Genomic DNA, 12769 nt, shown 5'->3' with positions numbered 1-12769 from the left:
GAAACTAAGGTGTTTTGAGTTATCAAAAGTTATAAATCCTTACGCGATATGAACGATATATAAAAACCATTCTATGATACCGGCGTTATATGTTTTTAGACTTGTTTTGGCGATTATCTGTTTCTTATGTTAACAGATGTTCCTAATAATTTAGGTAATCTACTCTATGGAAAACCACGTTCATTCCTCATTGGTCTGCGCTGCTCGATTACTCCGTCTGGCGGGGTTGAATTCAGACACTGTTGAGGATTTTAGCCACAAAAATGCTATCGGTTGTTGGACCATGGCCACACGTGCATCATTGCAGCGCTATTTAGCGCAATTTTCACATACCACAGCAGCTCGCTTCAAAATCATAAAAAAGTCATTAAATAATATTAAACCAGAACAATTGCCACTTGCCTTTCGCGATATGCAAGGCAAATTTATCTTATTGGCACGTATTAATGAAAAGCAGGTGCTACTGCAACATGCAGATAGCGGGAAGCCAGAAATAATAACTTATCAAGAGCTTACGTCGATTTGGAGTGGTGTCATCATTTGTTGTAGCCATTCGCGTTTCAATATTCGCTGGTTTGTTCCCGTATTACTGCGCCACCGTAAATCATTGATTCAGGTATTAGTATTATCAATGTTATTACAGTTTCTGGCCTTGATTTCTCCTCTTTTCTTTCAGGTTATTATGGATAAAGTGCTGGTCCATAATGCACTCACAACACTTGATGTGTTAATTATTGTGCTATTAGTCGTAGGCATATATGAAGTCGTATTAAAATTACTGCGAGAATATATTTTCACTCACACGACCACTCGGGTTGATATTTTATTGGGCGGCAAGCTATTTAACCACCTAATCAAATTACCACTAAGTTATTTTAAGCAACGCCATGTGGGCAATATTGTCGCTCGAGTGAAGGAGCTGGACAATATTAGAGAATTTATTACGGGATCCGCACTGACGCTATGTGTTGATGTGGTTTTTACCCTGGTGTTGTTTATTGTCATGTGGTGCATTTCACCACTACTGACGCTCATCATTTTAGGCACATTGCCGTTATATCTGTTATTAGCGGCGCTGACCACCCGGCCATTACAACAGAAAGTTGAAGTCCTGTGCGGTTGTGCCGCACAAAATGGGGCATTTTTAACTGAAACTGTCTCTGGTGTGGAAACGGTAAAAAGTCTGGCGCTGGAACCCCAAATGCATCAACGCTGGGAAACCCAAACACGTGATTATGCTGAAGCGAATTTTCAGGTACAAAACCTGCAAAATCTCAGTAGTCAGGCGGCTCAGTTATTGCAAAAACTGGCTGGTGCAGTGGTGATTGTGGTGGGTGCTTATCAAGTGATGTCGGTGCAGCTCAGTATCGGGCAACTGATCGCCTTTAACATGTTGGCGGTGCAGGCATTGATGCCAATGAGTAAGTTGGTTGATTTGTGGCAACAGAGCATCCGGGCCCAAGTGGGGCTAATGCTGATCTCTGACATTTTGAGCTTACCTGCGGAGCAGTCGGTGAGGGCGGTGCCACTTGACCACCCGATTCGAGGAGATATCACGTTGCAACAGGTGATTTTCCGTTATCGCGTCGATTTAAACCCGGTACTACAGGATTTTTCCTTATCTCTGCGTGCTGGCGAACATATCGGGCTGGTGGGGCCATCAGGCTCCGGTAAAAGTACCGTTGCCCGACTATTACAACGCCTCTATATCGCTGAGCAGGGTGTAATCAATATTGATGGCATCCCAATTGGAAATTTATCCCTCGACATGTTGCGGCGTCAGATAGGGGTTGTGATGCAGGAGAGTTATCTGTTTAACCGTACGGTACGGGAGAACATCGCCCATTCACGACCCACGGCATCATTGGATGAGGTGGCCAAGGCTGCATGTCTGGCGGGAGCCAACGCTTTTATACTCGCCTTGCCACTAGGTTATGACACCGTGCTGTCAGAGGGCGGTGCCTCGCTTTCTGGTGGTCAGCGTCAGCGTATTGCCATTGCCCGTACATTGCTGGCTAATCCCCGTATTTTGATTTTTGATGAAGCAACCAGTGCGTTAGATGACGAGTCGCAAGCGGAAGTACAGAAAAATATGGCCCGCATTATCGCCAATCGTACTGTCATCACTATTGCCCATCGCCTCTCGACGGTGCGACATTGCCATCGCATCGGTGTCATGACACAAGGCCGCATTACTGAGTTGGCTAACCATGATCAACTACTGGCGCTAAATGGCGTTTATGCCCGATTGTGGCAGCAACAGGCTGACTTCAGCCATGAGGAATCAAAATGAAGTTGATGCAATATTGGTATAGAACAGCATGGTTCAATGCCATAAAGAACCGTTGGCAACGCCATTTCTCGCCTCAGCGCACCCGTGATGAATATGATTTCCTGCCTGCCTATCTGGATATTGTGGAACGGCCAGTGGCACCACTGGCACGGCGCACTGCATGGTTTCTGGCGCTGACACTGCTGCTGGCATTGGTATGGTCGATTGTTGGAAGGCTTGATATTCACGCGTCAGCTAAGGGCAAAGTGATTGTTTCTGAACATTCGAAAGTGATCCAACCGCTAGAACCGGGGGTGGTGGTCGCAATTAAGGTGCGCGATGGTGACAAAGTTGAAGCCGGCCAGGTGTTGATTGAGTTAAATCCAATCGGCATTGATGCCGAGCTAGGTAATATCAATCAGCAATTAATGCATCGCTTACTGGAAGCTGCCCGTATGGCGGCGCTGCTGACAGTGAACCCCGCCGCGATGTTTACTCCTCCTGAAAGTAGCCCTGATGATTTGAACATCACCGCCAGGGCACTTTTGCACAAAGAAGTAAACGAGGTCAATGCAGAGTTATCGCGCCAGGAGAGTGAACAGGCGGTTAACCAGGCCCATATTCAAGCGGGTATGACTAATATTACGCACCAGAAAGTGTTAATGAAAAACATTCATCAACGGTTGCAGGCGTTACGAACACTCGCTAAATCCAAGTCAATCGCCGACGTGGAGTTATTGCTACAAGAGCGGGAATGGCTAAATGCCACGGCTGAAAGTAGCCGTTTGGACAATGAACAGGCTATCTTGCAGGCGAAAGCACACCACCTGTCACAAACCCGACTGCACTATTTAGCTGAAAAGAGGCGGAGCTACCAGGAACGATTAAATCAAGCTCATGAAGTTATCAACCAATTGCGACAAGAGCAGATCAAATTGCTAGAAAAGCAGCGCCAACAGACCTTACGTGCACCGGTTACCGGCGTGATTCAACAATTGGCGATTCATACTCTGGGCGGCGTGGTCACCACGGCTCAACCGTTAATGGTATTGGTGCCGGAAAGTCATCAGTTAGAACTCGATGTCATGATCCTCAATAAGGATGTGGGTTTTGTGCTGCCAGGGCAGGCGGTGGAGGTGAAAGTTGATAGCTTTCCTTATACCCGATTTGGCACGTTGTCGGGTGAAGTAAAGCATATTTCTCGTGATGCGATGGAGGACCAACAACAAGGCTTAGTGTTTCCGGCCCGGATCCGTCTGGACAGCGACAGGCTGAGCGTTGAAGGGAAGTCGGTGCGTTTATCCGCAGGTATGGCGGTCAGTGTAGAGATTAAAACCGGCCGGCGGCGGGTTATCGATTACTTACTCAGCCCATTACAAGAATACCAATCCGAAGCCATGAGGGAGCGTTGAGATGAAGAATTCAACATCAACGCAGGTCATCCAGCCATTGGCAGCACTGGCTCGGGCTGCTGCATGTTTTGATCTGGCGGTTGAGCCTGCGCAGTTGGCGCATCAACTCGGATTAGCGCCGGAAAAAATAGATTACATTGCGCTGTGTCGTGGTGCCGGTTGGATTGGTTTGCGGGCCAGAAAAGTCAGTCAGTCATATGACCGTTTGAAACATCTGGCGCTGCCTATCTTATTCAGTGATGAGAATCAGTGGTATGTACTACTGGCGCTGAATGATCAGGGTGCGGTGGTTTATTTTGCCGCCACGGGACAGCAGCAGCAAATAAGCCAGCAAGCACTGGCCTGCTTGTGGCGTGGTGACGCTATTTTATTGGCGAAAGCAGAGTTACAGGGACCGAAAAAAGCCTCTTTTGGCTTTGGTTGGTTTATTCCGGTTATTACTAAATATCGCCATCAATTACGTAATATCGTTTTAGTGTCACTGTTATTACAGGCTATTTTGCTGGTGACGCCAATGCTATTTGAAACGGTGATCGACAAAGTCTTAGTGAGCCGCGGCGTCGGGAGCTTAATGGTATTGGGCTGCGCCATGATAGCATTGGCAATTGCCGAACCCTGTTACACCTTCTTGCGTGGCTGGCTGTTCTCACATCTCTCCAGCCGAGTTGGTGCCGAACTTAACACCCGCCTTTATCGCCATTTACTGGGGTTGCCCCTGGCTTATTTTGGCGCACAGCAGACAGGGCAAACTATCGCCAAAGTACAAGAAATGGAGCAGATTCGCAGTTTTCTGACGGGGTCTGCATTAACCATGTTATTGGACCTGATCTTTGTTGGTACATTTATAATTGTGATGTTTTGTTATAGCAGCCAACTGACATGGATAGTTCTGTTCTCTCTGATCTGTTACCTCTTGTTTTGGTGGGCCATTGGCGGTGTTTTACGTCAGCGGGTTGAGCGTCAATATGAAGCCAGTGCAGATAATACGTCGTTTTTAACTGAAGCAATTAGCGGGTTGGAAACGATAAAAACCACTGCCACCGAAAGCCAGTTTAATCGTAGCTGGCAGCAGTCATTAGCCCGTTATGTGCGGGCATCATTTGCTGGCATGAGGATGGCAAATATTGCTGAGCAAGGTATTACACTTATCAATAAAGTCACCTCAGCCATAGTGTTGTGGTTTGGCGTTAAATTGGTACTGGCAGGGGGGTTAAGCCCAGGTCAATTCATTGCTTTTTCAATGTTTTCGGGTTACGTAACTCAACCCATTTTACGTTTGGCTCAGATATGGCAAGATTTCCACCATACGCAAGTCGCTCTGAAACGGATTGGTACCATTTTGGATTATCCAACCGAGCCGGGCTGCACCGGATTATCATCAAGTCATGGGTGCACCGGGCGGTTGACATTTAAACAGGTGCGTTTTCGCTATCGATCAGATACCACCGAAGTTTTACAAAATCTCAATTTAGATATTGCTGGTGGCGAGTTTATTGGCATTACCGGGCCATCCGGCTGTGGCAAATCAACGCTAACGAAGTTACTACAGCGGTTATATATTCCTCAACATGGGCAAATTCTGATAGATGGGCAGGACTTGGCGATTACAGATGCCACGGCATTACGTCGCCAAATGAGTGTGGTACTGCAAGATAGCATCTTGTTCTCTGGTAGCCTGCGGGACAACATCTGCCAGTGCCAGCCTAATGCTGATGATACCCTGGTTGAGTCGATTGCCCGGCAGGCGGGGGCGCATGATTTTATTATGGCTCTACCGCAGGGCTATCAAACCCAGGTGGGGGAAAAAGGGAGTATGCTGTCTGGCGGGCAGCGACAGCGAGTTGCTCTGGCGAGGGCGCTAATGGCGGATCCTAAAATACTGATTCTTGATGAAGCCACCAGTGCTCTGGATTATGAGTCTGAGGCGGCAATTATGCGCCAGTTACCAGAAATTATCCGTAATCGCACCGTCATCTGCATTGCCCATCGATTGAATACATTGCGCCAATGTCATCGTATTTTGGTATTAGGAAACGGGCAAGTATTGGAACAAGGCAGTCATCAGGCGCTACTTGCTCAGGAAGGAGCCTATGCACGGTTGTGGCGGTTACAAACTGAGTAATGCACCGCGCAGTGGGTTATTAATCTCGCTTAAAATAACGCTGGGTGAGAATCTCTCACCCAGCTATCACCAGCCATACAGTGCGTGATTACAACTTGTCACCGTTGGTTTTAATCACCCCTTGATACCAGAAGAAGCTTTTTTTACGCTGACGTGCCAGTTGTTTCTGATGGTCGACATAAACAAAACCATATTGCTTCTGGAAGCCATTCAACCAACTGAGTAGATCGATAAATGACCACGGATAGTAACCACGGACATCTGCACCTTGCTTGATGGCATCTTCAATTGCCACAATATGCTGACGCAGGTAATCAATCCGGTCATCATCAACCACTTCGCCCTCAATGATTGGGTCTTTAGCACCCAAGCCATTTTCAGTGATATAGATAGGGATGTCACCATAGCGCGCCTTGATATTCATGATACCTTCGGTAAGGCCCTGCGGGTAAATCTCCCAATCCCAGTCGGTATAAATCCCGTTAGGATTGCGGACAAATTTAAACAAATCTTTGAAGCCGAACTCATTCCCTTGTTGATGACCGGAACCTTTTTCACCTGAGGTGTTCATGGTCAGATGCGTTTCTTGGTTATTGGCAGCAATAGTTTCACGCTTATAGTAGTTCAACCCAATAAAGTCACAGATATTGTTACGTAACAGAGCATCATCATCGGGGGCGAATTGTGGAACACCCCAAATGGCCTGGGTCTGTGCCAGCAATTCAGCTGGATACTCACCTTTTAACACTGGATCATATAACCAATGGGTAAAGATCCCTTCAGCTAAGCGAAATGCGGCGATATCTTCGGCGGAATCACTCAGTGGCGTGTTGGTTTGCAGGACATTCACAAAACCTATTGTCCCGTCGATACCGCTGGCACGAAATGCTGCAACCGCTTTGGCGTGAGCGACAAAAACGTGATGGCAGGCTTGGATAGCACGGGCAGGATTCTGGACGCCCGGCGGATGACCGCCAGTAATATAGCCAAAACCAATAAAACAGATGGTCTCGTTGAACGTTGACCAGAGCTTGACCCGATCACCATAGTGCTGATAACACAAACGTGCATATTCTTCAAAAGCATCGGTGGTGCTGCGGGTTTCCCAACCCCCTTCATCTTGCAAGGCTTGTGGCAAATCCCAGTGATAGAGCGTAATCATCGGCTCGATGTTGTGTTCCAGCAATGCATCGATCAATTCACTGTAGAATTTAACTCCCGCGGCGTTCACCTCCCCACGGCCTGTTGGCAACAAACGCGGCCATGAAATTGAAAAACGATAACTTTTCATGCCCATCTCCGCCATCAGAGCTACATCTTCGCGGAAACGATGATAGTGGTCGACAGCAACATCACCATTGGTTCCCTGATAGGTGGTTCCGGCCAGATGTGCAAAAGTGTCCCAGATAGAAGGACCTTTACCATCAGTATCATAGGCACCTTCAACTTGATAAGCGGCGCTGGCGGCACCCCACAGGAAATTTTTCGGGAAAGCAGACATAAAATCACTCTCATGTAATGGATAAAAAGGGTGTTTGATAAAATCTCTATCCTCAGTGTATTAGGGAAAACGTTATTTATGCAACCGGTTTCTGTAACCGGTTTCTGCGATGCTAAATTGAGTGATTGAACGGCAATAAAACGACAGCGATATACAAGACACCAATCACAAAACCGTAAACAGTGCCTAAACGAGGTGAAGACAAGATGGGTCATTGAATACCACTGTGTATATAATCAGTATTTCGCAAATTAAGATTTTTTGTTGAAGAAGGAAGAATGATGATCACTCGGCTTGCTATCTCTGGCTACCGTTCGTTACGCGATGTGGTACTTGAATTGGGGCAATTGAATGTCATTACCGGCGCGAATGGCAGTGGCAAGTCCAGTCTTTATCGAGCGCTCCGGTTGCTGTCAGATATTGGTCAGGGGCAGGTTATCCAATCATTGGCGGCGGAGGGCGGTTTACAATCAACCCTCTGGGCGGGGCCCGCGTCGTTTTCCCAGTCGATGAAATCAGGAGAACAACCGATTGAAGGTACCACTCGCCATCATCCCGTGAGCCTCAAATTGGGCTTTGCTGGTGCGGACTATGGTTATGCTATCGATCTGGGTCTCCCCACACCGCGCAGGTCATTTTTTGCATTGGATCCTGAAATCAAGCTTGAAAGCCTGTGGTGTGGCGATACCCTGAACAATAATGCGCTTTTTGCTGAGCGGCGAGGCCCGCGGGTTCGCATCCGTGATGAGCGCGGAATTTGGCGCGAGTCATATCACGGGTTAGCGGCCTATGACAGTATGATGACCCACAGCACAGACCCCCGTGATGCCCCAGAGATTCTGCTTATGCGCGAACGGATGCGGGCCTGGCGTTTTTATGACAATCTGCGTACCGACCGTCATGCGCCAGCTCGCCAGCTTCAAGTGGGGACTTATACACCGGTACTGGCCAGCGATGGTGCGGACTTGGCCGCAGCGTTACAAACGATCAGAGAGATCGGGGATACCGATGCACTCACGCATACCATTACAGATGCTTTTCCCGGAACTACGTTGGCTATTGAACCCAATTTTGAGTTGCTGTTGTCACAGCAAGGTTTGTTAAGGCCACTCAAGGTCGCAGAGCTATCAGACGGTACCTTACGTTATTTATTGCTGGTGGCGGCATTGCTATCGCCACGACCTCCCGAAATGATGATCCTGAACGAACCCGAAATCAGCCTGCATGTTGATCTGTTAAAACCATTAGCGCGGTTGATTGGGCAGGCGGCACAACATACCCAGGTGATTGTGGTGTCCCATGCTGCTGAGCTGGTGGCGGCGCTACAGCAGGAAAGCCACTGTCGCCATATCTTGTTGGATAAACAGTTAAGTGAGACAACGATACAACAAGAGGCCACACCTCATTGGTTATGGGCAGCACGTTAGCGGCAGTGACGGCGATGTTGAAAACATATAGGGCTGTTAAGCTCCTCAGACTGCTGACAAACTTCGACGACACGAGCTCTGGTGGGGAGAATAGGCAGAAGATATTGTATCCGTGGCAAGGATGGTGCGGTTCGAGCCTAAATAGGTGCTTATTATGCGCGGGGAAAATGACGTCTTTACGATCTGCTGGTTTTTCACCGTGGCGGACAGGTTGTCATTAAACTCAGGGGCCGTTAAGCCCCTGGATAGCATGTTTAAATCAATTGATTTATTTAAATCACTAAGTCTATTTAAATTACCAGGTCTATTTAAATCAACAAATTAAATAGCTGTATTAGCCTTAACTCAGCGATTTAGATGGTAATACACTTCGTTCCAGCGGATTTCATTTTTAAATGCAGGAAGTGTCGTATCATTGTCGATCAACAGGAATTCAATACCGTGCATCTCGGCATACAGGCGCAATTCATCCACCCCGACGGCTTGAGAGAATACCGTGTGGTGCGCGCCACCGGCGATAATCCAAGCTTCAGCAGCCGTTGCCAGCGACGGCTGAGCTTGCCAGATAGCACGGGCTACCGGCAGTTTAGGTAAGGGGTGCGGCTGTTCGACAGTATCGACGACGTTGACCAATAAGCGGAAACGGTTCCCCATGTCAATTAAACTGGCATTCAGTGCCGGGCCTGCCGGTGTAGAGAAGATCAAGCGCGCCGGATCGGCTTTACCACCGATACCTAAGTGTTGTACATCCAGCAACGGTTTCTCTTCTTTGGCGATAGAGGGACACACTTCCAGCATATGAGAGCCAACCACTAAATCATTGCCTGGTTGGAAGTTATAGGTGTAATCCTCCATAAACGAGGTGCCACCTTTCAGGCCAGTGCCCATTACTTTCAGAATGCGCAGCAACGCGGCAGTCTTCCAGTCACCTTCACCGCCAAAACCGTAACCTTGTTGCATCAGTCGTTGCACTGCCAGCCCCGGTAACTGCTTCAGGCCATACAGATTTTCAAAGTTAGTGGTAAAGGCTTTAAAACCGCCTTGTTCTAGAAAACGCTTCATGCCTAATTCAATACGGGCCGCATCCAGCAAATTTTCACGTTTATTGCCGTTCAGTTTTACCGCATCAGTGAAGCGGTAAGTGGCTTCATACTCTTCAACCAAGGTATCAATATCACCTTTGCTAACGGCATCCACCACCGTGACTAAATCACCGATCCCATAGGCATTAACTGAGTAACCAAACTGGATTTGAGCAGCCACTTTATCACCGTCGGTTACTGCCACTTCGCGCATGTTGTCGCCAAAACGTGCCACTTTAAGCTGTTGGCTTTCTTGTTTGGCTGCCGCTACTCGCATCCATTGACCAATACGTTGATGCGCTGCTTTATCCTGCCAATGACCGGTTATCACGCTGTGTTGTTGGCGCATCCGCGCGCCGATAAAGCCAAACTCGCGGCCACCATGGGCGGTTTGGTTCAGGTTCATAAAGTCCATATCCATGGTTTCCCACGGGATCTGCGCATTAAACTGAGTGTGGAATTGCAATAAAGGTTTATTCAGAATACTCAAACCACCAATCCACATTTTGGCGGGAGAGAAGGTGTGTAACCACGTCATTACCCCGATACAGGCGGTATCATAGTTCGCCTCACGGCACAGTGCAGTTATCTCATCCGGTGTGGTCACCAACGGTTTTAGTACCAGTTTTATTGGCAAGCCCGCTTCACTATTCAGGCTGTTAACCACCTGATGGGCATTATCCATAACTTGTTGCAGGGTTTTCGGGCCATACAGGTTCTGGCTACCAATGACAAACCACACTTCTGATTGCTTGAATACGTCCATCTGATACTCCGTTTAATAAATTGTTATAAAAAATATATTTATAAATCAGTTTGATCGCCAAGATCAGTGTGTCGTCTCGGTCATTGGCTCAGGTGTATCGGTTACTGGCATATAGTGTGGTTCTGCTGACAGACACCACTGTTGATAGCGCTGATAAAGTTGCTGATAGCGAGCAACCTGGCTGGCGTCAGGTGTCAGAGTGCGCTCAATCTTACAGGCCATCTGACGCTGCGCAGCAGGGACATCGCGATATATTCCTGCGGCCACGGCGGCAAAAATTGCCGCTCCCAGCGCGCAACATTGATCAGAGGCAACAATTTGCAGTGGTCGATTCATCACGTCGGCACAAACTTGCATGATAACCGGTGATTTACGCGCAATACCGCCCAATGCCAACACGTTCTCAACCGGAATATCCTGCTGTTCAAAACACTCCATGATAGCGCGCGCACCAAAAGCGGTTGCTGCGATAAAACCACCAAATAGAGTAGGGGCATCGGTTCCCAAATTCAGATCGGTAATAACCCCTTTTAAACGTTGATTAGCATTCGGCGTACGGCGACCATTAAACCAATCCAATACCACTGGCAAGTGATCCAGTGAAGGGTTCTTTGCCCATTCAGCGGTGAGTGACGCGAGGAGGGTAGATTCAATCTGCTTTAACTGGGGTTGCAATTCGGGTTGTGCCAAGGCGGCCTGACGTAATGGCCAACTCAGTAAACGACTGAACCAGGCATACATGTCACCAAAAGCTGACTGACCTGCCTCCATACCAATCCAGCCGGGTACCACACTGCCTTCAACCTGACCGCAAATACCGGCAATGGCGCGCTCACCCACCAACTTGTCATCGGCAATCAGAATATCGCAAGTGGAGGTACCAATAACTTTGACCAAGGTATAAGGTTGAGCACCTGCGCCCACGGCACCCATATGGCAATCAAACGCGCCACCAGAGAGCACAACACCGGTCGGTAGCCCCAAACGCTCAGCCCATGCGGTAGTAATTAAACCCACCGGCCGTTCAGCCGTGTAGGTATCAGTAAACATAGGGTATGTAAGGTCGTCTACCAGACGGGTATCCAGTGCCGCCAGGAATTCACGCGGTGGCAATCCCCCCCATGATGGGTGCCATAAGCTTTTATGGCCCGCGCTGCATCGCCCCCGTTGAATATCCTGTGGGGCGGTGGTGCCGGATAACAGTGCCGGTACCCAATCACACAACTCAATCCACGACACCGCTGCATCACGCACGGCGGCATCGGCGCGTGTCACGTGCAGGATTTTTGCCCAGAACCATTCAGAAGAGTAGACACCGCCAATATAGCGGGAATAGTCGGCAAATTCGCCACTGCGACATAAGCGATTAATCTCTTCCGCTTCTTCTATAGCCGTATGGTCTTTCCACAGCACAAACATCGCATTGGGATTATCTGCAAATTCAGGGCGCAGTGCCAATACCTGTCCTTGCTCATCAATCGGCGCGGGTGTTGAGCCCGTGGAGTCAACACCAATCCCGACGATTTGCAGGCGCTGCTCTTCTGACAGGCGGCTGACGACCTGACGGATCGCCTGTTCCATGGCTTCGATATAGTCCAGTGGATGATGGCGAAACTGATTTTGTGCGGCCTGACAATAAAGGCCCTGCTGCCAGCGAGGGTAGTAGACAACTTCGGTATCGATCTCGGTGCCATGTTGACAATCTACCGCCAATACCCGGACGGAATCGCTGCCAAAATCTAATCCGAGCGCTATAGCTTTATTGGTTAATAAAGGACGGTCCGCCGATACAACGCTGGTTGTCATAGTGGTTGCTCCTAACATTTGCAGAAAACAGGAATTCATTGCCAATAACCATAGGAGTGAGTGACAGCAAGATGTGAGGAGCCGATGGCTGGAAGTATGTACTTTTCTGCTTCCTACAGTGTTTTTGTGATGTCAGTCAAAAGTTAGAGAGAGGTTAAATTTGCTGAATATATGGATAAATAAACTGTAATCCCTGGATGTGATAGCGCTCTACATTCTAAAGCATAATTAACGTTAAAACTGTCAGCGTCTTACCGGGTGTGGTGAGGTTAAGTGGCTTTCAATAAAGCATTCAACCGCACTAAAACTGAAAAATAACATTGATAACGTTTCCACTAAAAATCAGATGATTTGGGTGGTTGACGATTAAATAAACAAAAA

The 12769-nt window shown here is 48.2% G+C and carries 7 protein-coding genes; 4 read left to right on the top strand and 3 right to left on the bottom strand.

The features are described from left to right. Positions 1–166 precede the first annotated feature (166 nt). The 3 genes from V1955_RS11185 to V1955_RS11175 are packed head-to-tail and all read left to right on the top strand — an operon-like array spanning position 167 to position 5806. Positions 167–2293 (top strand): peptidase domain-containing ABC transporter, encoded by a 2127-nt coding sequence (locus tag V1955_RS11185; RefSeq protein WP_420073439.1) that lies wholly within the window; start codon positions 167–169, stop codon positions 2291–2293. Next, entirely contained in the window at positions 2290–3684 is a 1395-nt protein-coding gene (locus tag V1955_RS11180) for an HlyD family type I secretion periplasmic adaptor subunit (protein WP_420073438.1), read from the top strand. Before V1955_RS11185 ends, V1955_RS11180 begins: the two co-directional genes overlap by 4 nt. Position 3685: 1 nt before the next feature. Beyond that, positions 3686–5806, top strand: coding sequence for a type I secretion system permease/ATPase (locus V1955_RS11175; RefSeq protein ID WP_083158876.1), 2121 nt, complete (start codon positions 3686–3688; stop codon positions 5804–5806). 88 nt (positions 5807–5894) lie between these two features. Here V1955_RS11175 and V1955_RS11170 read toward each other — a convergent pair whose 3' ends face one another. Beyond that, positions 5895–7307, bottom strand: coding sequence for a GH1 family beta-glucosidase (locus V1955_RS11170; RefSeq protein ID WP_442820899.1), 1413 nt, complete (start codon positions 7305–7307; stop codon positions 5895–5897). 281 nt (positions 7308–7588) lie between these two features. Here V1955_RS11170 and V1955_RS11165 point away from each other — a divergent pair, with 281 nt between their 5' ends. Further along, positions 7589–8734 (top strand): AAA family ATPase, encoded by a 1146-nt coding sequence (locus tag V1955_RS11165; RefSeq protein WP_083158874.1) that lies wholly within the window; start codon positions 7589–7591, stop codon positions 8732–8734. Positions 8735–9079: 345 nt separating this feature from the next. Here V1955_RS11165 and araA read toward each other — a convergent pair whose 3' ends face one another. After that, positions 9080–10582: an L-arabinose isomerase gene (gene araA / locus V1955_RS11160; protein WP_083158873.1), complete on the bottom strand. Its 1503-nt coding sequence runs from the start codon at positions 10580–10582 to the stop codon at positions 9080–9082. A gap of 63 nt (positions 10583–10645) precedes the next feature. Continuing rightward, positions 10646–12388: a ribulokinase gene (locus tag V1955_RS11155; RefSeq protein ID WP_442820898.1), complete on the bottom strand. Its 1743-nt coding sequence runs from the start codon at positions 12386–12388 to the stop codon at positions 10646–10648. Between the last annotated feature and the right edge of the window lie 381 nt (positions 12389–12769).

The sequence above is a fragment of the Yersinia sp. 2545 StPb PI genome (assembly GCF_052217125.1).
In the GTDB taxonomy this organism is placed as follows: Bacteria; Pseudomonadota; Gammaproteobacteria; order Enterobacterales; family Enterobacteriaceae; genus Yersinia; species Yersinia enterocolitica_E.
This window is presented reverse-complemented; position numbering and strand designations above follow the sequence as displayed.

What these genes read in the sequence shown, in the direction of transcription:
- V1955_RS11185 (WP_420073439.1), top strand. Translation starts at nt 167, where the DNA reads ATGGAAAACCACGTTCATTCCTCATTGGTCTGCGCTGCTCGATTACTC.
- araA (WP_083158873.1), bottom strand. Translation starts at nt 10,582, where the DNA reads ATGGACGTATTCAAGCAATCAGAAGTGTGGTTTGTCATTGGTAGCCAG.
- V1955_RS11180 (WP_420073438.1), top strand. Translation starts at nt 2,290, where the DNA reads ATGAAGTTGATGCAATATTGGTATAGAACAGCATGGTTCAATGCCATA.
- V1955_RS11155 (WP_442820898.1), bottom strand. Translation starts at nt 12,388, where the DNA reads ATGACAACCAGCGTTGTATCGGCGGACCGTCCTTTATTAACCAATAAA.
- V1955_RS11170 (WP_442820899.1), bottom strand. Translation starts at nt 7,307, where the DNA reads ATGTCTGCTTTCCCGAAAAATTTCCTGTGGGGTGCCGCCAGCGCCGCT.
- V1955_RS11165 (WP_083158874.1), top strand. Translation starts at nt 7,589, where the DNA reads ATGATCACTCGGCTTGCTATCTCTGGCTACCGTTCGTTACGCGATGTG.
- V1955_RS11175 (WP_083158876.1), top strand. Translation starts at nt 3,686, where the DNA reads ATGAAGAATTCAACATCAACGCAGGTCATCCAGCCATTGGCAGCACTG.